The following is a 19,648-nucleotide window of genomic DNA, read 5'->3' on the forward strand; positions in this document are numbered from 1 at the left end:
CAACTCGCAGCATGAAACATCAAGCAGTCGAACGTGACCCATACACCACAAACTTGACCCCAAAAACCGGCTACGCCGCTTCTAGGCTTCTAGGCGGAGTCGGCGACAGTGAGCTGCCTGGCGCAGCGGATCTTCGGGTCGACGTGTGACCGTCCCCGCAGTGTGCCCGAAAGTCCGATTTCCCGTAGGCCGCCGCTCGTTCCCGCGGAGCGCGCCTGTTCCCTGCATCGACGTCCAATTGATCGCATAAGGGTGAGACGAGGTGCTGCTGCATGTGGCGGCAGCGTGGCGCTGGGTCGCTCAGGGCAGCAGGCGGTCGATCTCGAATGCCAGGCAGAGCTCGGCGACATCTTTTGGCCGTGACAGCGACTTGCCGGTCCACTCTTCGATGCGGTGGAGTCGATGCCGGACAGTGTTCGGATGGCAGTAGATCTTCGCAGCGGTCTCGTTCGCTGAACCGCCGGCATCGAGCCATGCTGCGAAGGTGTCCACCAGAATCTGGCGCTCCTCGGGTGGCAGGTGATCGATCGGTCCGAGCACGGACTTCCCGATCCGTTTCATGGCCTCGGGTGCACTGACGGCGGCGAAAGCTAGCGGAGATCCGTCGAAGACCGTGATCAAGGAGTCGCCGGACGGTCTCTCGCCGATGGCTATCCGGGCGAGTCGGAGTGCTTCGCTGGTCTCGCTGAGGTCGTCGAACTGCGGGCTGATGCCGACGCGCGAGGAGGCAGCGGTGTCGAGGACATCGATCAGCTCGCGGAGGATGTCGGGGCGACGGAGGAAGACGATTCCGACCTGTTGGTCGGGCAGCAGTCGCCACGCTGAGCGGATGTCGCGGACGTCGAGCTTGCTTGCGATTTCGGGTAGGCCGAGTTTGCCGATGGCGGGAACCTGGGCTGCTACGACGACATACGGGCCAGCCGTCGGCAATCGCAGGAGGTCGGCTGTCTCCCACAGGCTCTGTATGTTGGTGATGCGGCGGAACAACAACGCTTCCACCAGCGCCGAACGCTCCTCCTCGCGGCGGAGGACCTGAGTCGTTTGTTGGTGCCGGTAGGCGTCGGTCATTGCCTGAGTGAACATGTCCTGGGCGATGAGGATCTGCGAGGTGGCGTTCAGGATCGCGTCGAGCGGTACGTCGCGATTCCTCGCCTCGGTGACCGTATTCTCCCACATGAATCGGAAGCCGATCCGGAATGCCGCCATCACTGCCGGCAGCGGGACCCCAGCCAGTGCCCGGGCTGTCCCGGTTGCTTCCGCTGCGGAGACGTCCATCTCGGTGTCTCCGGCCAGCAAATGAAAGACGAAGGTCAGGTTCGCGGTGCAGCTGCGCTGGATCTCGTCGTTGGTCACGAGGGTGTTCGACCGGTAGTGGTCGATGTCGCGACGGATGACCGAGGCGAGCGCAGCACCGAGCTGGTCGGCACGGGCCAGCATCGCGACGGCGAGTTCGACGATGAGCGGATCGGTCTGTCCCTCCATACGGACACGATAGGCCCGATGAACGCCGGTTGTGAGCGCACACACCGGCGGCCCATCGACGTTGTTCCCGCCACCATCGACTCAGGCTGCGCCGGGAGTCACCCTTGAATTACCGGCAAAACGCCAACAGTCACCGGAGGTTCTCTTGTCCAATCTGAGTCTGAATCTTGTTGTCTCAGCGCGAAACTACCCCGATTCGGTGGCGCTTCGCTGCGATGATCTGGAATTTACCTTCACCGAGTTCGATGCGGCGGCCGCGCGAGTCGCCACCTTTCTCGACCGCGAAGGCATCGGGCCCGGCGAGCGGGTCGGGCTGATGCTGCCCAATACGCCGGCGTTCGCGCTGGCCTTCTACGGCATCCTGCGCAGTGGTGCCGTCGCGGTCCCCATGAACCCGCTGCTCAAATCCCGCGAGATCGAGTTCTATCTCTCCAACACGGGTGCGACGGCGCTCTTCGCGACACCGGCGTTCGCCGCGGAGGCCACCGCCGGCGCCGCGGGCGCCGGAGCGAAATGCTGGCTGGTAGACGATGCCGATCTGGTGAGACTGACGGCGGATCTGCCCGAACAAGCGAGTCCGGTCGACCGCGACGACGCAGATACCGCCGTCGTCCTGCACACGTCGGGGACGACCGGCAAGCCGAAGGGGGCCGAGCTCACCCACGGCGGCCTCAACCGCAACCAGCAAGTCGCCGCGCGCACCCTTATCGAACTGGGGTCCGACGACGTCGTGATGGGGTGCCTGCCGCTCTTTCACGTCTTCGGGCTGACCTGCGGGCTGAACACGTCGGTGTCGGCGGGCGCGACGCTCACACTGATCCCCAGATTCGATCCGCACAAAGCCATCGAGGTGATCGAACGCGACGCAGTCACCGTGTTCGAGGGCGTGCCGACGATGTACTCGGCGCTGCTCGGTGAGGCGACGAGATTTCCTTCGTCGGCGACCGAGACCCTCCGAGTCTGCGTATCCGGCGGCGCCTCCCTGCCGGTTCAGGTTCTCACCGATTTCGAGAAGATGTTCGGTGCCACGATTCTCGAGGGCTACGGGCTGTCCGAGACCTCCCCGGTAGCCTCCTTCAACCACCCGCACCGCGAGTGCAAACCCGGGTCGATCGGTACCCCGGTCGAGGGTGTCGAGATGCGAATCGTCGACCTGGTGGGCCAAGAGGTCCCGCAGGGCGAGCTCGGCGAGATCCAGATTCGGGGACACAACGTGATGAAGGGGTACTGGAACCTGCCGGACGCCACGGCGTCAGCCCTCTCGGCCGATGGCTGGTTCTCGACCGGTGACGTCGGCAAGGTCGACGAAGACGGCTATTTCTACATCGTCGACCGCAAGAAGGACCTGATCATCCGCGGTGGTTTCAATGTCTACCCCCGGGAGATCGAGGAGGTGCTCTACGAGCATCCGGTGGTGGTCGAGGCTGCGGTCATCGGTCTTCCGCACGACTCACTCGGCGAGGAGATCGGCGCTGCGGTCGTCCTCGAGGACGGTGCACGGGTCGATCCCAGCGAACTGCGCGACTTCGTCAAACAGCGAGTTGCCGCCTACAAGTACCCGCGCCGCGTGTGGATCGTCGACAGTCTCCCGAAGGGAGCGACAGGCAAGATTCTCCGCCGCGAGGTGGCCGTTCCGACAACCGAAAGCGCCAAGTAGTCATGACGAACCCGACCAACAGTCCGGACGCGCTCGCCGCGCCGTTGGACCTGCTGCTGACCAGCTCCACTCGAGGATTCGTCGGCCGAATGCTCCCGAATGGGGCATGGGCCCGCTTCGGGGTCAATCTCACCACACGGCAGCGCACCCTCGCGCACCGTGGCACCGCCCTGGCCCGCGAACTGGGCACGATCGCCGTCGGGACCTGCGAACGTGTCCCAGCGAAGGGTGACAAACGCTTCGTCGATCCGGCATGGCAGGGCAATCCCCTGCTCAAGCGAACGATGCAGGCGTACCTGGCGGGGGCGGACACGGCCGACAAGCTGTTCGACGATGCCCAGTTGGATTGGCGAGACGCGGAGAAGATGCGGTTCGTTCTCGACAACATCGTCGAGGGGCTGGCGCCGACCAACAACCCGTTGATCAGCCCGGTCGGCTGGAAAGCACTGATCGACACCGGCGGACTGAGCGCCGTGCGCGGACTGAAAGCCTTCGCCCGCGACATGCTGTCCCAGCCCAGGATTCCGGCGATGGTCGATCCCGACGCGTTCGCCGTCGGCGAGACCGTCGCCACCACCAAGGGGGCGGTGGTGTTGCAGACCCGGGCGTTCGAGCTGATTCACTACGCGCCGCAGACACCGAAGGTGCGCTCGACTCCGCTGCTGATGATCCCGCCGGTAATCAACAAGTACTACATCATGGACATCGCTCCCGGTCGCAGCATGATCGAGTACTTCCTGCAGCAGGGCCAGCAACTCTACGCGATCTCGTGGCGCAATCCCCAAGCCCGGCATCGTGATTGGGATGTCAACACGTACGGCGCGGCGATCATCGAGGCGCTCGATGCGGTGCAGACGATCGCCGGGACCGACAGCGCGCACCTGCTGGCGACCTGCTCCGGCGGCATCCTCGCCGCCATGACCGCGGCCCATCTCGCCGAGATCGGCGAGGGAGATCGGATCGCCGGACTCACGCTCGCCGTCACGGTGCTCGACCAGAGCAGAGCCGGCTTCGCCTCGGCCGCAATGAGCGAGCGAGCAGCGCAGGCCGCCATCCGAGCGTCGAGGTCCAAGGGATACCTCGACGGACGGGCGATGGCCGAGGTGTTCGCGTGGCTGCGACCGACTGACCTGGTGTGGCGGTACTGGGTGAACAACTACGTGCAGGGCCGCCCGCCCGCAGCCTTCGACGTGCTGTTCTGGAATGCCGACACCACCCGGATGGCGGCCGCGCTGCACCGGGACCTGGTGCTGATAGGGCTACGCAACGCGCTGACCACCCCCGGGGCGGTGAGCATGCTGGGAACCCCGGTCGACCTGTCGAAGGTCACCGCGGACTCGTACGTCATCGGCGGCGTCGCCGATCACATCTCACCCTGGCAGGCCTGCTACCGCAGTGCCCGGCTGCTCGGCAGCAAGGACAACCGGTTCGTCCTCTCGTCGAGCGGCCACATCGCGGCACTGGTCAACCCGCCGGGCAACCCCAGGGCCTCGTTTCGGATCGGCCACGTCGATCAGGACACGGCCGAAGACTGGGTGCAGACGGCCGAGCAGACCACCGACTCGTGGTGGCCGGACTACAACAGCTGGCTGGCCGACCGCAGCGGCCCCGAAGTCGACGCACCGCAAACCCTGGGCGGCCCGGGCTATGCACCCGTCGCCCCGGCGCCCGGCACCTACGTGCACCAGAACTGACACCACCTGAGAGAAGACGATGACCACACATATCGGCAACCCGACGGACCTGCTCGACCTGACCGGACAAACTCTCGGAACCACGGCGTGGTACGACGTCCGCCAGGACCAGGTGAACCGTTTCGCCGACGCGACCGGCGACCACCAATGGATCCACACCGACCCCGAGCGCGCGGCCCTGGGACCGTTCAAGGGGACTGTCGCGCACGGCTACCTGACGCTCTCGTTGGCGCCGCGAGTGCTCGCCGACGTCCTGACCATCGACAACGTGCAGGCCGCGCTGAACTACGGGCTGAACAAGGTGCGGTTCCCCGCGCCGGTGCCGGTCGGTGCCAAACTCCGGGCAACGGTGACCGTCACGTCGGCCCAGCACAAGCCCGCCGGCGTCGAGGTCGTGTACGGACTGACCTACGAGGTCGACGGCACCGAACGCCCGGCCTGCATCGCCGACGTCGTGGTGCTGTACCGATGAACGCGGCCATCGAGGCCGAGAGATACGTCGCGGCCGCCGGTCAGCGGATCCGGGTCAGCATCCGGCCCGGATCCGCCGACGCCCGACGTGTGCCGCTGGTCTTGTGCAACGGCATCGGGGCTAGCTACGAGGTGCTCGATCCGTTGGTGGCTCAGCTGGATCCGGAGATCACCGTGGTTCGGTTCGACGTTCCTGGCACCGGCGGATCGCCCGCGTCGCTTGCTCCCTACGGGTTTGCATACCTGGCGTGGGTGCTGGGGCGGGTGCTGACCAAACTCGGCCTCGGCGTCGTCGACGTGCTCGGGTTGTCCTGGGGCGGCGCGCTGGCACAGCAGTTCGCCGTCCAGAATCCGCGCCGGTGCCGGCGACTGGTCTTGGCCGCGACCGGCACCGGCGCACTGATGGTTCCGGGCATGCCGCGGGTGCTGGCCAAGATGCTGACACCGCGCCGGTTCCGCGACCCGGCCTACGCGGCCTCGATCGCCGGTGACCTGTACGGCGGTACGGTGCGCCGGCAGGGCGACGACGTCGCCGCGCTCTTCCTGCAGCAGCTGCACGCCGGATCGAAGATCGGGTACGTCCATCAACTGCTTGCCGGAGCGGTGTGGACGAGCCTGCCCCTGCTGCCCGCGATCAGGCAGCAGACCCTCCTTGTCGCGGGTACCGACGACCCGATCGTGCCAGTTGTCAACGCCCGAATCATGAATCAGCTGTTGCCGCACGCAACCATGCATCTGCACTCCGGCGGACACATCGACCTGGTCACCAATGCCACCGAACTCGCGCCGGTGATCACCACCTTCCTTCACGACCCAGGAGTAAGCCCATGAGCCCGAATCCGAACACCGACACATCGGATTTCTATGCATTCGAACAGATGCTCTCCGACTCCGAGCGCGCAATGCTGCACTCCGTGCATAATTTCATGACCACCGAGGTCGACCCGATCATCAACACACATTGGAATGCGGGAACCTTCCCGTTCGAGATCGTGCCCGGACTCCGGAAACTCGGCATCGCCGGTGTGCCTTACCAGGGCTACGGCTGTGCCGGGCGGAGCTACTTGCTCGACGGGATGATTGCGATGGAGCTGGCCCGCACGGATTCCTCGATCGCCACCTTCAACGGCGTGCACGGCGGCCTGGCCATGGGATCGATCTACCTGTGCGGTTCGGACGAACAACGCGAACGCTTCCTCCCCTCGATGGCACAGTACGAGACGATCGGATCCTTCGGGCTGACCGAACCCGACGTCGGTTCCGGTGCGTCGGGCGGGCTCACCACGACTGCCGAACGCGATGGTGACACCTGGACCCTGAACGGGCAGAAGAAATGGATCGGCAACGCGACCTTCGGCGATCTCACGGTGATCTGGGCCAAGGACGTCGCCGACGGCCAGGTGAAGGGATTTGTCGTCGAGAATTCCTCGCCCGGATTCACGGCGGACAAGCAGGAGCACAAGATCGCCCTGCGGATCGTGCAGAACGCGCTCATCACACTCGACAACGTGCGGGTTCCGGAGTGCAACCGCCTGCAAGGCGCGAACACGTTCAAGGACACCGCCGAGGTGCTACGAGTGACACGCGCGGGCGTGGCCTGGATGGCGGTCGGATGCGCGCGCGGCGCGTACGAGAACGCGCTGAAATACGCCTGCGCCCGTGAACAGTTCGGCCGGCCGATCGGCGGCTTCCAGCTCGTGCAGGACTTGCTGGTGCGAATGCTCGGGAACATCACCTCGTCCTTGGCTATGTGTGCACGGCTGTCCCAGTTGCAGGACCAAGGGGACGCCGAAGACCGGCACTCATCGCTCGCCAAGGCGTTCTGTACGGTCCGCATGCGTGAAACTGTCGGCTGGGCGCGGGAGCTGATGGGCGGCAATGGAATACTTCTGGAACACAACGTGGGCCGATTCGTCGCCGACGCGGAAGCGATCTATTCGTACGAGGGAACCAGGGAAATGAATACCCTGATCGTCGGACGGTCGTTAACCGGACGAAGCGCTTTCGTGTGACGACTCGCTTGCGCCGACTCAGCGCCGTCCTCGCGCCTGTGCCCAGCAAGAACCCGACCCGGACAGTCGCGTCCTCGGTGACGGTCGCCGTCACCGAGTGCGAACCTGTAGCCCCGCCGATGATCGGGCCACGAACCACGACCACGGGGATGAAACAAGCTCATCGGTTGCACGCCGGATGTGAACGGACGCCCGCCCAGAATATCTCAACTGTCCGGTTCGATATCGCGCACGTGAAGGCGATTGCGCACCGTACGGACCCACCGAGGTCCTCTGTGAAAACGGCAGCGGCGGGCCCAATCGAGACCTGGCGGGCACGCACTGACCGTCGAATCGATTGTCTGCAAAGTGAATTTGCGGTCGATCCCATGTGCTCGTGCGCGTTACCAGGCGACGGTGTGGCTTTGACCGGGGTGGTCGTTGGGGCGCAGGCTTGGCGTTGTGAACTCGGTGGATGAGGGAGATTTCGTGCCGTCGTTCGCCGAGCGCGATGCTGCGGCGCAGCTGGCCGCGCTGATCGGGTCATGACCCGCCGGCAGGCGCGGTCTCCGGGACCGGTTCGTTTGTTTGTCGGGGCGCCCCAGATCATCGGCCCTGCGGGGTTCCGCATCAGTCGCCGCACTGTTTCGATCGGGTACCACCATCGACGCCGCGGCGACGGCATCAGCGATCGGGTCTCAGCTCTGCTCGGCGACCTGTTGCTCTCGGCCCGGCAGCGGTGTCTGCCCCGGGTAGGTTCAGGACACCCGTTGAGTGCGCGTTTCTCAGCCGTGGCGTGGTGCGGTGTCGGTGAGCTGTTCGTAGTGGTCGTCGAATCCGTCGGTCACGATCGTTCGGTGACCGGATGCGGGGCGGGAGAGCGCCCTGAAGAACAGCACGAGCAGTGCCGCCACCGCGTGCAGAACCAGCATCACCATCGTGACCACGAACTTTCCGTTGAATCGCGCGTAATGGACCCCACCGGCGGCAACACCATCCCGGCCGGCGCCCGCAGGTTGACGGCTGAAAGCGTAGCTGATCAATGAACCGGCCGCCTCCTGGCTGCTACGACTGGGTCACTCGCTGCCCGATGTGGCCTCCCCGGACCGCGGCCCGCGGTGGCCGGCCGGCACTGACCAGATGGGGTGGTTCGCGTCGCCATCATGACCAGCGGTTTCACCCGAACCGCGTTTCGGTGAGGGACTTTCGGCAGGGACCGCCGCTGTGCTCGGCATCGTTGCGGTCGGTGCTTCCGCGGTCGCTGCGGTTACGGTCGGCGACCCACCCGACATTGGAAACTGGTTTTTGGCGGGTTGTCGCCGGTTCGTCGCCTTACACTGGGCCGATGACCGTTCCGTCAGCGCCGGTGGCTCCGTTCGGGCGCGTACTTACCGCGATGGCTACGGCGTTCACCGTGGACGGCGAGATCGATGAGGATGCGACGGCTCGGATCGCCGTTCATCTGGTCGATCATGGACACGACGGACTTGTCGTCTCGGGGACAACCGGTGAGTCGGCCACGACTACCACCGCCGAGGATGGTCGGATTCTGCGAGTGGTCAAGGATGCGGTGGGGGACCGCGCGAAGATCATTGCCGGGGTGGGAACGAACGACACACGGCACACGCTGGAGTTGGCGAGGCAGGCTGTCACGCACGGTGCTGACGGGCTGCTGCTGGTGACGCCGTACTACAACAAGCCGAGCCAGGGCGGTGTACTGCAGCACTTTCGGTACGTCGTGGATGCAGTCGATGCGCCCGTCATGCTCTATGACATTCCCAGCCGGGCCGGTACCAAGCTGGCACCGTCGACATTCGAGGTGATGGCGGACTGGCCGTCCGTGGTCGCGGTGAAGGATGCCGCTGGAGACCCCACTCAGGCGATCATGTTGCGCGAATTGGGCTATGCGGTCTACTCGGGAGACGACAGCCTCACTCTGGGCTTCCTGGCGTATGGGGCGTGCGGGGTTGTCTCTGTTCTCGGACACGTGGCAGGCGACGAGATCCGCACGATGATCGACGCCTTCTTCTTGGGGGACGTCGTAGCCGCACGGGAGATCAATGCCCGCCTGCAACCGGCGTTGCGCGCGGTCATGGGTGTCCCCAACTACGGCGCGACGACGGTCAAGGGGGCGCTGCAGTTGCTCGGTGTTCTGGAGAACAGAACCGTGAGGTCCCCGCTACTTGCCCTCGACGACGGCGAGTACGAGGCGCTGCGGACGGGGCTGTTCGCTTCGGGGTTGCTGCACTGACAAAACTGAGCATGCACTCAGAGCTGTCGCCACGCTGTCCGGGAAATGAGCGGCATGCGGGAAGAGCGTCACGCGCTGAATGGGCGTCAGGTGTCGGAGACGGGACCGGCGGTGATTGGTTGTCTGAGGATGGTGCGTTGCTTCTCGGGCGCGACCTTGCGGAAATCGCTGAGGTAGATCTCGTGGTGCTTGCGGGAAAAATGTAGTCCGTTGCTTGGGGATGAACTCGTCATGCAATTGTGCGAGCACGGTTGCTTCGTCGTCGAAGGAGCCGGCGTGCAGTGTCTGCACACACCGTCCTTCGCTCAGCGCTTCGAGTCGGACGTCGTCGAGACGTGCCGGGCGGTTCTTGGCACCGGCCTGTCGACAGCGGTGGTGAACATGGTCTGGTCGACCCAGTTCGGGGTCATGATTATCATCGTCCAGTTCCATCGCGACTTGTCCCGCACCGTGGTGAAGGAATCCATGGATGAGTATGAGAACACCTCACGCGCAGGTTGCGGGGGTGCCGTTCGGGCGCGCACGGCCTCGGCCGCCGCGAGGTGGAGTCCGCGGCGGCCGAGGATCGGTGATCACGTTCAGGGTGACGGGCGGGAGGAGGATCTCGCGGTCAGTCCGTGATGGTGGGCGGCGCAGTGAGGAACGGGCGGAGTTCGAGCCACTCATGGATCGGCTTCCCGCCCGCCCCTGGGGCGGCCGACAGCTCCCCGGCCAACTCGATGGCGCGTTCGTAGCTGTCGACGTCGATCATCATCCAGCCGGCTATGAGGTCTTTGGTCTCGGCGAAAGGGCCGTCGGTGACCGGTGGGCGACCCTCGCCGTCGTAGCGGACGAACATTCCGTCGGGGGCGAGCGCTTGACCGTCGACGAACTCGCCGGTGCCTTCGAGTCGGGCTGCGAAGTCTTGCATGTACTGGATATGGGCCGAGATCTCCTCCGGCGTCCACTGGTCCATCGGCACGTCGTTGACCGCAGCCGGGGCGCCGCGGTAGTGCTTGAGCAGAAGATACTTGGCCATTTGTGTTTCTCCTTGGTGGTGGTGCGGCCCATTGTGGTCGGGTTCATTGTGGAGACGGATCCAGTGGGGAATTCTCGACATCGCCGCCAGAGATATTTTCGAGGTCTCGTCGATGAACCCTGGTGACCGTTTCGGGGCACTCCTCGCCGGCGGAGTGTGGTTGAAGATCCATCGTCTGATCGTTGCCGACAAGTACGACGGCATGTTCGGCAGATGAGTCGTTGTCTCGGGTGGCGTCTCAGTTACGGGTCAGGTCCTGCAAGCCGACCACGCGGAGCAGTTCGAGCCGCTCGTGGGAGTCGCTGCCCGGGCGGGCGGTGTAGACGACCAAACGCTGGTCGTGCTCTGGGCTGAGGAGTACCTCGCAGTCGAGCTCCAGTGGGCCGACGGCTGGGTGCACGAAGCGCTTGGTGTCGGCGCGGCGTACGGCGACGTGGTGGGTGTCCCACAGCGCGGAGAACTCTTCGCTCCTGACGCGGAGCTCGCGGACGAGTTTCGCCAGCCGTGCGTCATCCGGACGCCGGGCGAGCGTGGCGCGCAAGTCCGCTACTGCCGTGCGGGCGGCGTTGTCGCGGTCTTCGGCGGGAAAGAGCTGGCGCGCAGACGGATCCGTGAAATAGCGCCACACGACGTTGCGCTGCGCTGGGGGACGGGCCGATGCGTCACCGGTGAGCGCTTTGGCCATGGCGTTCTGCGCAAGGATGTCGCCGCGGTCGCTGACCACTTGAGCGGGGATGTCGACCAGCCGGTCGAGGACGAGGAGGAGGCCGGGGCGAACGTGTTCTGTGGCCGGCCGGTCTCGTGAGGGCTCTTCACCGGCCAGATGGAACAGGTGGTCGCGTTCGTCGCTGGTCAGCCTGAGCGCACGGGCGACGGCAGCGAGCATCTGGCGAGACGGGTGTGAGCCCCTGGCCTGCTCCAGTCGCGTGTAGTGGTCGGCGGACATGCCTGCCAGCTGCGCCACCTCTTCGCGGCGCAAACCCGGGGTGCGCCGCCGTGTGCCCTGAGGCAATCCCACGGCGGCGGGGGTGAGTCGGGCCCGGCAGTGGCGAAGGAAGTCGGCCAGCTCGATTCTGTCCACGCCACCATCATGACCGAAGGACATCGGGCGCAGCCAGGGACGGCGGGTCCCCGGATATCGACGTCTCTCCCGCCGTCATCGACATGGCCGCATCCTGGAAGTCAGAGCCTCGAAACCTGCGAGCACCGGCGCAGACTCGGCAGGGGTGATCACCCCCGCCCGGAGCGCCGACCAGGAACCGAATACCCCACTATGAAAGGTGTGGACCATGCAGTACCGCACGCTCGGCCGGACCGGGATCAAGGTCAGCCCCTACGCGCTCGGCACATTGATGTTCGCCACGGCCATCGGCAACCCCGACCCCGACGACTCGGCCCGCATCATCCACAAGGCACTGGACGCGGGGATCAACTTCATCGATGCCGCCGATGCCTACGGCGACTCGGAGGAGGTCGTGGGCCAGGCACTCAGGGGGCGTCGTGACAACGTCGTCCTCACGACCAAGGTGAGCCGCCCCATGGGGGACGACCCCAACCAGCAGGGCGCCTCGCGGCGCTGGATCGTGACCGCGGTCGAAAACTCGCTGCGCCGCCTGCAGACCGATCGCATCGACCTCTACCAAATCCAGCGACCGGATCCCAGCACTGACATCGAGGACACCCTCTCGGCGCTCACCGACCTGATCCGCAGCGGCAAGGTCCGCGCGATCGGAACGTCCACGATGCCCGCGTCCGACATCGTCGAGGCCCAGTGGGTTGCCGAGCGGCGCGGTCTGGCACGGTTCCGTACCGAGCAGCCGCCGTACTCGCTGCTGAACCGGGCAATCGAACGCGAGGTGCTGCCAGTCGCGCAACGCTACGGATAGGCACGCTGGTCTGGGGTCCCTTCGCGCAGGGGCTGCTCACCGGATGCGTCCGCAAGGGGCAGAACAACGACCTGCGCCGTGCGGCCTTCTTCACACACCTCACCGACGCCCATCGCCTCGACGTCGTCGAGCAGCTCATCCCACTCGCGCAAGAGGGGGGAATGCCGATGACACATCTCGCGATGGCATTCACGATCGCCCACCCGGGCGTCACCAGCGCGATCATCGGGCCGCGCACGATGAGCCACCTCGACGACCTTCTCGCCGGCATCGATGTCGCACTCACCGACGACATCCTCGACCGGATCGACGAGATCGTCCCGCCCGGCACCGACGTCGGCACGCTCGACCAGGCGTATGTGCCCCCCGCCATCGAGAGCCCGACCCTGCGTCGTCGACCCGTCGCTGAACGGAGCGCCGGCTGACTGCGTCGACCTTCCACCCTGCGCTCACTTCTGTTGGCCTGCAGTGTCATTCACGTAGACGGCAGCGGTCGGTGCGGGTGACACGTCGACGATATCGTGGTCGCACGACCTTCACAGAGTTGGCCGATCCAGCGGCCGTGGCAGCGGCGCGAGTGCGCCGGCGTCCCGTAGCCGGCCGTACACGCGAACTACCGCGTCGATGTCGCCCAGCGCTGCGATGTGCAGAAGCATGCCGCAGTCTGACATATCTTGACGGACCGTCTCCAGGCCGTCGGGTACCAGGGCTGCGCGGGCTGCACACAGATAGCCGAACCGGCCGACGATAGGATCGCCGACGGTGAATCCGGCTTCGTCTTCGAGGGCATCGAGAATGGCGTCGTCGCTGACGTCGCCGAAGTCCGGCTCCCACACCGACGCAAGCAACGCGAGCAGTTCGGATTCGGGGACGACGGCGCCGTCGGGCGCGTCGACCGTCATCACCAGCGACTGCAGGAGAAACTGCGGGGTCCCACCGGCCACGCCGGACAGTTCCACTGCCCACCCGTCCGCCCCGGTGTGTATCAGTCTCAATCCGGTCCCGATCAGATCTGACCACGCCTCCGCGCCCTGCGCGTCCAGGAGAACCGCCGTCAGCGCGTCCGGCGTACAAGCGGTATCCGGTCCCGACGCGTGAACCTGCCGCCACTCGCCTCGCACCGGCGACGCGGCCCTTGGCAGCAGCTCCGTGACTTGCCCCAGCGTCTGCCGCCACCGTTCCGCCAGCGTTTCGACCGGCTCCGGCCGCGGCCCCCAGAACGCCCGTACGACGCGTCGCATTCGAAAACGTCCTCCCTTGCGATCCTGTGGTCATCCGTGCGTCCCGTCAGTGACCAGGTCCGCCGAGATCGACGAGCTTACATTCGCGCACCGTCCGTTCCGTGTACCTGTGGCCAGATTATCTCGCTCACAGTGGGGCATTCGTCCACCGGCGGACGCTCGACTGAGTCTGCTTCTGTCATCAGATGCGTCCTGCCAACTGGAAAGGAAGCATTGATTCCGGGATGCGACGGTTGGTGACCATCTCGGCGATACCCTCAGCTGTGGCAGGTGCCAGGGTGACACCCAGCATGCCGTGGCCGGCCGCAATGTAGAGGCCGCGGTGACCGGGAACCGGGCCGATGAACGGCAGGCTGTCCGGTGTGGCGGGGCGCAATCCGGCCCTACCGGAACGAATGTCGACATCTGCGTCCGTGCACCATCCTGCCAAGTAGGGGTGTACCTGGTCCACGAGGCGTCGGATCCGCCGCTCGGGGACCCGTTCGTCGCGGGCAGGTAGTTCGAATGCGCCGGCGATGCGTATCGCGTCGTGGTACGGGCTCAGTCCCAGCTTCGGTTCCATCAGGTACAGCGCATGGCGCGGGGAGGTACCGGCTCCCCGGACGTCGATCGAGTACCCCTTGGCCCCGATGATCGGCAACTGGATACCCAGGGGAGTGAGAAGCGCGTTTGTCGCGGCACCGAGCGCTATGACCACGCGGTCGACGTCCAAGGAGTGGTCCGGCGTTCTGATCGACCACCTCGCGCCTCCGGGAATGACGGCCTCCACGGCTGTGTGCTGGAGGACGGTAACGCCCATTTCGGTGACCCTCTCGAGCAGACCGCGGAGCAGGGATTCCGGGTTGACGTGTCGGTCGATCGAGGTGTGGGCGGCAACCTGCACCCCGGGCCCCACGGCAGCGTCGCGTCGACGCGCTTCGTCGCCGGACAGGTATTCGACGCCGCCGGGGAAGCCCATCGGGAGCAGTTGGTCGAACAGCTGGGTGAACCATTTCAGGCCGTCGGAGGACCGTGCCAGCGCGAGCAACCCGGCCGAGTGCATCTCGAAATCGACACCGTCATCGCGCAACTCGTCGAACAACTCGAGAGTGTGGCTATTGAGCTGTAACAATGCCCGGACTCCGCGCTCGTACGCCGAGGGCCGGGAGGCTCGGGCGAACTTCGACAGCCAACGGATCCAGTCGGTGTCCAGACGCGGCCGGATGGACAAGGCGCCATTCGGGTCGAAGGCGTGTTTGAGTCCGAGTCCGACGACACCGGGTGAGGCGAGGGGGGTCGACAGGGAGGGGGTGATCCAACCGGCATTGACGCCCGACGCCGACTGGCCGAGCGAACCGCGTTCGATGACAGTGACGTCCTCACCGCGCCGACGAAGGCTCCACGCTGTAGTCATTCCCACGACCCCGCCGCCGATCACTGCGACTGTCATATCATCTCCCATCGTGTTTATCGGTGAAAGAGAGTCAGGTATTGGCTAACTCGGAAATGGCCGTCGCCGCGTCGTCTCGGGGTCGGCTGAGCAGGTCGACGACCGACTCGAGTTGTGCCCCGAAGTCGACGGGCGCGCTTCCGACGGGGAATCGCTGAAGGATCTGCCGGCTGAGCGCGGCGAGCCGTTGTGGCACTGGCTGTCCCGTGCGGGCGAGTGCGTGGCTGGACACGACTCCGAGGACGGCGAGATTGTTGTCGAGCGCTGCACCGGCATCGTGCGCCTTCCGCCACGCAAGCAGGTCGGGTGTCCCCGTGTCGGTCTGACCTGCTCCGCCCAGGCCGATCAGCGACGTCGTGGCAGCGGCGCGCGCCTCTTCGGCCCATCCCGCTGACGTCATATACAGCAAGCTGACCTGGGATTCGGGTTCGGTAACCACAAGCCCGCGGGGATCTTCGACGATTCGATTGACTTGGGCCGTAACCAATTGGCACACATCGGCCCACGTGCGAGCGAGGGAATCGAGACTCGGAGCGACGAGCGGGTTGTGGTAGCCGCCGTTCGACAGGATCGCACCGAGGGGCGGATGGATAGCCGGGCCGACGAAGATGGGGTTGTTCGATGACGCCGAGAGCGCGATCTCGGCGCATTCTTCGGCGGCTGCCTGCGCCCGCCGTGCCCACCCGATGACGCGGGGCCCACTGCGGAAGGACACCGGCGCTTGATAGGGGAGTTCGGATGAGTGGTCGTCGGTCTCGATGAGTCGGCGGATGTTGTGTATGGCTTCGGCCTGGTGTTCGTCGCGCCAGGCGGCCTCGAGCTCGGGGGCGTAGTGAGCCGCCGGGGCATGGATCGCCACCGCGCCCAGCGCCATCATCTGTTCCATGACGGTGATTCGATGCCGTCCGGCCAGTGCTGCGTCTCCCAGGGCCGCCGCAGCCACTGGGGAACCATTGATGAGTGCCATCCCCTCGCCGATCTCGAGCGTTCCGTCGAAATGGGTCCGGAGCAGGTGACCCAGGGGGATGATGTCGCCTGGCTCGCCGTTTCCGCGGGCTGGAACCGGTGGGAGATCGGTTTCGAGCAGGTCGAGTAGCCGGTGCACAGTTTCCACCCGCAGGCACGCCGTCCCGTTCAGCACGTCTGCGAGCCGTGCAAGAACGACGGCGCGGAGGAGGCGTTCAGGCAGCCGCGGGCCGACGGTGGCGGGTGTCGACGGAAGCCGGGTGGCGAACTCCGCGCGGCCATCCTCGCCGAGAACGGATTTCGCGCCGACATGATGTCTGGTGGTGATTCCGTAGAGATGACGATCCGCGTTCTGTTCGACGAAGTCGACGAACTCTTGCCGACGGGACCGGATGACACTCAGTGCGCGATCGCTGATGCTGCACGGCTCTCCCATCCAGGCCACCCGAGCGATGTTGTCGAGGGTGAGGTCGTCGCTACTGTCGATGAGCACAGTCATGAAGGTTCCTCCGAGTGAGAGTTGGGCTGTGATGGCGCCGGTCGGTCGGCTGACCGACGGCGTCGGTTCGGGTTACGCCTGAGAGACGAACGGCGAGTTGCTGTCAGGACTGCCGCTGGCGGATTCTTGCGGCGTTTCCGCGGTGTCGGCTGCGGCCTGTGCGAGGGTCAGGCCCGCGGTTTCCGGTGCCCAGGCGATGCTGATCAGAAAACCGACACCAGCCACACCACCGGTGATCAGCGTGGCCCCGTGTGCTCCGAACTTCTCGATTCCTACCGGCAGCAGAAGCGTCCCGATCGCTGCCCCGATTCGGCTGAAGGACACGCAGATTCCGGTCGCCGATGCGCGGATGCTGGTCGGGAACAGTTCGCTGGGATAGGCGGTGTCGAGTGCGGCCATCGCCGACGAGATGAGTGCGAACAGTGCGAAGAGAGCGATGACATAGCCCGCGGGGGCGCTCTGCCAGAGGCCGATTGCCAGTGTCGATGCGGTCAGGAGTGCGAAGGAGATCAGGGTGTAGGGGCGTCGACCGATCTTGCCGATCGTGACGATGCCGACGACGCCGCCGATCAGAAGGAAGAAGTTGACACTCGTGGTTTGCCAGAAGCCTGATTCGATGTCGAGTGATTCGAGGATTGTGGGGAGGAAGGTGAAGACGGCGAAATAGGGAACGACCTGGCAGAACCAGAACAGGCACGCGAATGCCAGACGCTTGCGGTGCTGTGCGGCGAACACGTCGCGCAGTGAACCAGACGATTCCGCTTCCTCCTCCTCGGCGAGGTCGGCGAGGGTTGCGGTCGGGGAGACGTGCTTCCGCAGAATCGCGAGGCCCTCCTCTGCCCGTCCGTTCTGAGCCAGCCAGCGCGGTGACTCGGGCGTATTCCGGCGCAGAACGAGCAGGATGAGTGCGGGGACTGCGCTGGTTGCCAGAATCCAGCGCCAGGCGTCGTCACCCCCGACTTCGGCCAGCGCTGTTCCGACGACAATCGCGAGGACATACCCGACTGTCCACATCGCCGGCCCCACCGCGAGGAGGGTGGCCCGGTATCTCCGTGGCGAAAACTCGGCCACGAGGGTCGTGGCGATCGTGTAGTCGGCTCCGACCGCAATCCCCAGCAGAACCCGGAGAACGAGCAACATGACGGCGTCAGTGACCGCAATTTGAGCCAGGGAGAGGACGACGAACAATGCGAGGTCGATGACGAACATGCGCCGGCGGCCGATCTTGTCGGTGACCCAGCCGAACACCAAGCTCCCCAGGAACACGCCGATCAGTGCGGAGGCACCGATCAATCCGCTCATCAATGAACCGATTGGATGAGACTGTGCGAAGAGGGGGAGTGCGGGAACAATGGCGCCGAGAATGTACCCATCGCAGAGATGTCCGCCATTGCCGTAGAGCGTCGTTTTCAGATGAAACCGCGAGAGTTTCGCGTCATCGAGGGCGTGTGTGGCCACGGGGGCTCCTTCAGGAAAGAGGCTGTGAATTCATCAGTCGCGACACTCGAGCTCGCCGATTACGGCCCGTGCACCCGCCGGAATCTCCGTTCGAGTGTTCGAGAGAACCGACATGTTGACGTAGCCGGCGAGGGTCTGTCGGTGCGTCCATGGGCACCGGTGCGACGTTCTCGACTGTGATTCCGAACACTACGGACGACGTGCGGGAGCGTCTTCCGTCTGTGTTCGAGTGAAGGCGGGGTCTGTTCCTGAAATTGTCGAAAGCTCCAGGTGAACGGTCGAATCCGACTGTTCGACACGCATCAGGTGTTACGGATCAGCATCGCCAATCTGAGGGCGAGCTGGAGTCCGGCTCTGCGTTCGCCCTGTGCCCAGTCTTCTCCGAGGAGCTGTTGCGCACGGTCGAGCCTGTAGTAGAGGGTGGTGCGGTGCACGGCCAGTTGGGCGGCAGCGCGGCGTGTATCACCGCCGCAATCGAAGTAGGCGTCCAAACTCTCGCGAATCAGTGTGTTGTCCGCGTCGAACAGACGAGATGCGCCGGGGAACAGAATCTCCAGAGTTTCCATCGTCCACGGCAGTCCGTAGAACACGAGGTCGGCTCCGAGTTCGTTCCAGCTCAACTGCTCGATGTTCCGCGCGTGTGCAACGGTTGCCGCATAGCTGGATTGCATTCCGGATCGTCGCAGCTCATCGACAGTGGCTGCGGCCCCTCCAGTGCCGGTTCCCTGCAGCATCCATCCGCGTCGCCTGGCTGCCTGTGCCAGAGCGTGGCGGAACGGGCGAAGGCGGTCAGCGTGTACCTCGGCACTGACAATCAGGTGGATGGTGTCGTCGCCGTGCCCAAGGAGGGAACGGCCCAGCGGCCGGGCGTACGCCACTTCCTGGGCAGCGCCCCGCATCGCTCGGGCGTCGATCGCCTCGCCGCCGCCCGCATCGATCGGTGCCAACCTCATGGTGAGCACACTCGCGGGCTCGGTGAATCGGAGGAGAGGTTCATCGCCGAGAAGCTCGGCCGGCGGTGTGCTCTCGTGCGGTGGAGCGAGCAGTGCGCTCACGAGTTGAGACTCGCGATCCAGCACCGTGGCCGTCGACTGGGATTGCTGATGGAGCAGTTCGGCGATCGCCGAGGCGGTGCCGGCCGCTGCTGCGATGTCGGAATCTGTCAGAGGCGGGCTGTCGATCAGCCACAGATATCCCTGGAGTTCCCCGTGTGCCCGCATCGGAACGCACACCCGAGGCAACGTCTGCAACGCCGGATTCGCGGGAAACCGAACGGGTCCGGTTGCGTGCGCGATATCGAGCGAGAATGCGTACTCGAATACCTCCGGGGATGAGTGTCGCTGGAGGATTGACCGGACACGGACATCGTCGAGATCACCATGCTGCTCGGTCAAGGCGAGCGGCTTGAGACCGCAGTCGTCGATTTCGATCGAGCGATTCAACTGATCCGCGAGACTGTCCGCGTACTGCTGGACATCGTTCATCCGTAGCCTGCCGGTCGTCTTCCCGAGATGCGGGGCCCCGACGTCTCCGTAGTGCGCGACAACTGGTCGGCCGGTTGTTCTATGGCTACCAGTGCTGCACGTTTTCGAGCGCGACGCGCGG

Annotated in this window: 15 protein-coding genes and 2 pseudogenes; 7 read left to right on the plus strand and 10 right to left on the minus strand. The window is 65.2% G+C overall.

Going from position 1 to position 19,648, the window contains the following annotated elements:
• Nucleotides 1-300: 300 nt before the first annotated feature.
• The gene (locus tag ACFVJ3_RS41305) at nucleotides 301-1,482 is read right to left on the minus strand and encodes a PucR family transcriptional regulator (protein WP_378457569.1); all 1,182 of its coding nucleotides are present in this window, start codon (nucleotides 1,480-1,482) and stop codon (nucleotides 301-303) included.
• A gap of 145 nt (nucleotides 1,483-1,627) precedes the next feature.
• Between ACFVJ3_RS41305 and ACFVJ3_RS41310 the strand changes: the two genes are divergently transcribed.
• The 5 genes from ACFVJ3_RS41310 to ACFVJ3_RS41330 are packed head-to-tail and all read left to right on the plus strand — an operon-like array spanning nucleotide 1,628 to nucleotide 7,316.
• The gene (locus ACFVJ3_RS41310) at nucleotides 1,628-3,139 is read left to right on the plus strand and encodes a long-chain fatty acid--CoA ligase (RefSeq protein WP_378457570.1); all 1,512 of its coding nucleotides are present in this window, start codon (nucleotides 1,628-1,630) and stop codon (nucleotides 3,137-3,139) included.
• Nucleotides 3,140-3,141: 2 nt separating this feature from the next.
• Complete coding sequence (locus tag ACFVJ3_RS41315; protein ID WP_378457571.1) at nucleotides 3,142-4,833, plus strand: PHA/PHB synthase family protein; 1,692 nt, start codon at nucleotides 3,142-3,144, stop codon at nucleotides 4,831-4,833.
• A 19-nt stretch (nucleotides 4,834-4,852) separates the two neighbouring features.
• Nucleotides 4,853-5,305, plus strand: coding sequence for a MaoC family dehydratase (locus ACFVJ3_RS41320; protein WP_378457572.1), 453 nt, complete (start codon nucleotides 4,853-4,855; stop codon nucleotides 5,303-5,305).
• On the plus strand, nucleotides 5,302-6,135 hold the full coding sequence (gene phaZ / locus ACFVJ3_RS41325; RefSeq protein ID WP_378457573.1) for a poly(3-hydroxyalkanoate) depolymerase: 834 nt from the start codon (nucleotides 5,302-5,304) through the stop codon (nucleotides 6,133-6,135). Before ACFVJ3_RS41320 ends, phaZ begins: the two co-directional genes overlap by 4 nt.
• A complete protein-coding gene (locus ACFVJ3_RS41330) occupies nucleotides 6,132-7,316 on the plus strand; it encodes an acyl-CoA dehydrogenase family protein (protein WP_378457574.1) in 1,185 nt (394 codons plus the stop codon). The genes phaZ and ACFVJ3_RS41330 overlap by 4 nt, the downstream gene beginning before the upstream one ends.
• Before the next feature lie 764 nt (nucleotides 7,317-8,080).
• Here ACFVJ3_RS41330 and ACFVJ3_RS41335 read toward each other — a convergent pair.
• Nucleotides 8,081-8,338, minus strand: coding sequence for a hypothetical protein (locus ACFVJ3_RS41335; protein ID WP_378457575.1), 258 nt, complete (start codon nucleotides 8,336-8,338; stop codon nucleotides 8,081-8,083).
• 302 nt (nucleotides 8,339-8,640) lie between these two features.
• Here ACFVJ3_RS41335 and dapA point away from each other — a divergent pair, with 302 nt between their 5' ends.
• Nucleotides 8,641-9,546: a 4-hydroxy-tetrahydrodipicolinate synthase gene (gene dapA / locus ACFVJ3_RS41340; protein WP_378457576.1), complete on the plus strand. Its 906-nt coding sequence runs from the start codon at nucleotides 8,641-8,643 to the stop codon at nucleotides 9,544-9,546.
• A gap of 86 nt (nucleotides 9,547-9,632) precedes the next feature.
• Here dapA and ACFVJ3_RS41345 read toward each other — a convergent pair.
• From ACFVJ3_RS41345 to ACFVJ3_RS41355, 3 genes and pseudogenes are all read right to left on the minus strand, one after another.
• Nucleotides 9,633-10,016: pseudogene (locus tag ACFVJ3_RS41345) on the minus strand (GyrI-like domain-containing protein); the annotation flags it as partial.
• 140 nt (nucleotides 10,017-10,156) lie between these two features.
• On the minus strand, nucleotides 10,157-10,564 hold the full coding sequence (locus tag ACFVJ3_RS41350; protein WP_378457577.1) for a YciI family protein: 408 nt from the start codon (nucleotides 10,562-10,564) through the stop codon (nucleotides 10,157-10,159).
• A gap of 238 nt (nucleotides 10,565-10,802) precedes the next feature.
• Complete coding sequence (locus tag ACFVJ3_RS41355) at nucleotides 10,803-11,645, minus strand: helix-turn-helix transcriptional regulator (protein WP_378457578.1); 843 nt, start codon at nucleotides 11,643-11,645, stop codon at nucleotides 10,803-10,805.
• A gap of 208 nt (nucleotides 11,646-11,853) precedes the next feature.
• Between ACFVJ3_RS41355 and ACFVJ3_RS41360 the strand changes: the two are divergent.
• Nucleotides 11,854-12,875 (plus strand): annotated as a pseudogene (locus ACFVJ3_RS41360) (aldo/keto reductase).
• Between the two features lie 111 nt (nucleotides 12,876-12,986).
• On the opposite strand, the gene ACFVJ3_RS41365 reads toward ACFVJ3_RS41360, so the two are convergent.
• From ACFVJ3_RS41365 to ACFVJ3_RS41385, 5 genes are all read right to left on the minus strand, one after another.
• A complete protein-coding gene (locus tag ACFVJ3_RS41365; RefSeq protein WP_378457579.1) occupies nucleotides 12,987-13,691 on the minus strand; it encodes a hypothetical protein in 705 nt (234 codons plus the stop codon).
• A 181-nt stretch (nucleotides 13,692-13,872) separates the two neighbouring features.
• Nucleotides 13,873-15,120, minus strand: coding sequence for an NAD(P)/FAD-dependent oxidoreductase (locus tag ACFVJ3_RS41370; protein WP_378457580.1), 1,248 nt, complete (start codon nucleotides 15,118-15,120; stop codon nucleotides 13,873-13,875).
• 34 nt (nucleotides 15,121-15,154) lie between these two features.
• Nucleotides 15,155-16,585, minus strand: a complete 1,431-nt coding sequence (locus ACFVJ3_RS41375; RefSeq protein WP_378457581.1) for an aromatic amino acid lyase — start codon at nucleotides 16,583-16,585, stop codon at nucleotides 15,155-15,157.
• A 72-nt stretch (nucleotides 16,586-16,657) separates the two neighbouring features.
• Nucleotides 16,658-18,043: an MFS transporter gene (locus tag ACFVJ3_RS41380; RefSeq protein WP_378457582.1), complete on the minus strand. Its 1,386-nt coding sequence runs from the start codon at nucleotides 18,041-18,043 to the stop codon at nucleotides 16,658-16,660.
• Nucleotides 18,044-18,345: 302 nt separating this feature from the next.
• The gene (locus tag ACFVJ3_RS41385; RefSeq protein ID WP_378457583.1) at nucleotides 18,346-19,527 is read right to left on the minus strand and encodes a PucR family transcriptional regulator; all 1,182 of its coding nucleotides are present in this window, start codon (nucleotides 19,525-19,527) and stop codon (nucleotides 18,346-18,348) included.
• Nucleotides 19,528-19,648 lie beyond the last annotated feature (121 nt).

Source organism: Rhodococcus sp. NPDC127593 (assembly GCF_042671975.1).
GTDB lineage: Bacteria > Actinomycetota > Actinomycetes > Mycobacteriales > Mycobacteriaceae > Rhodococcus_F.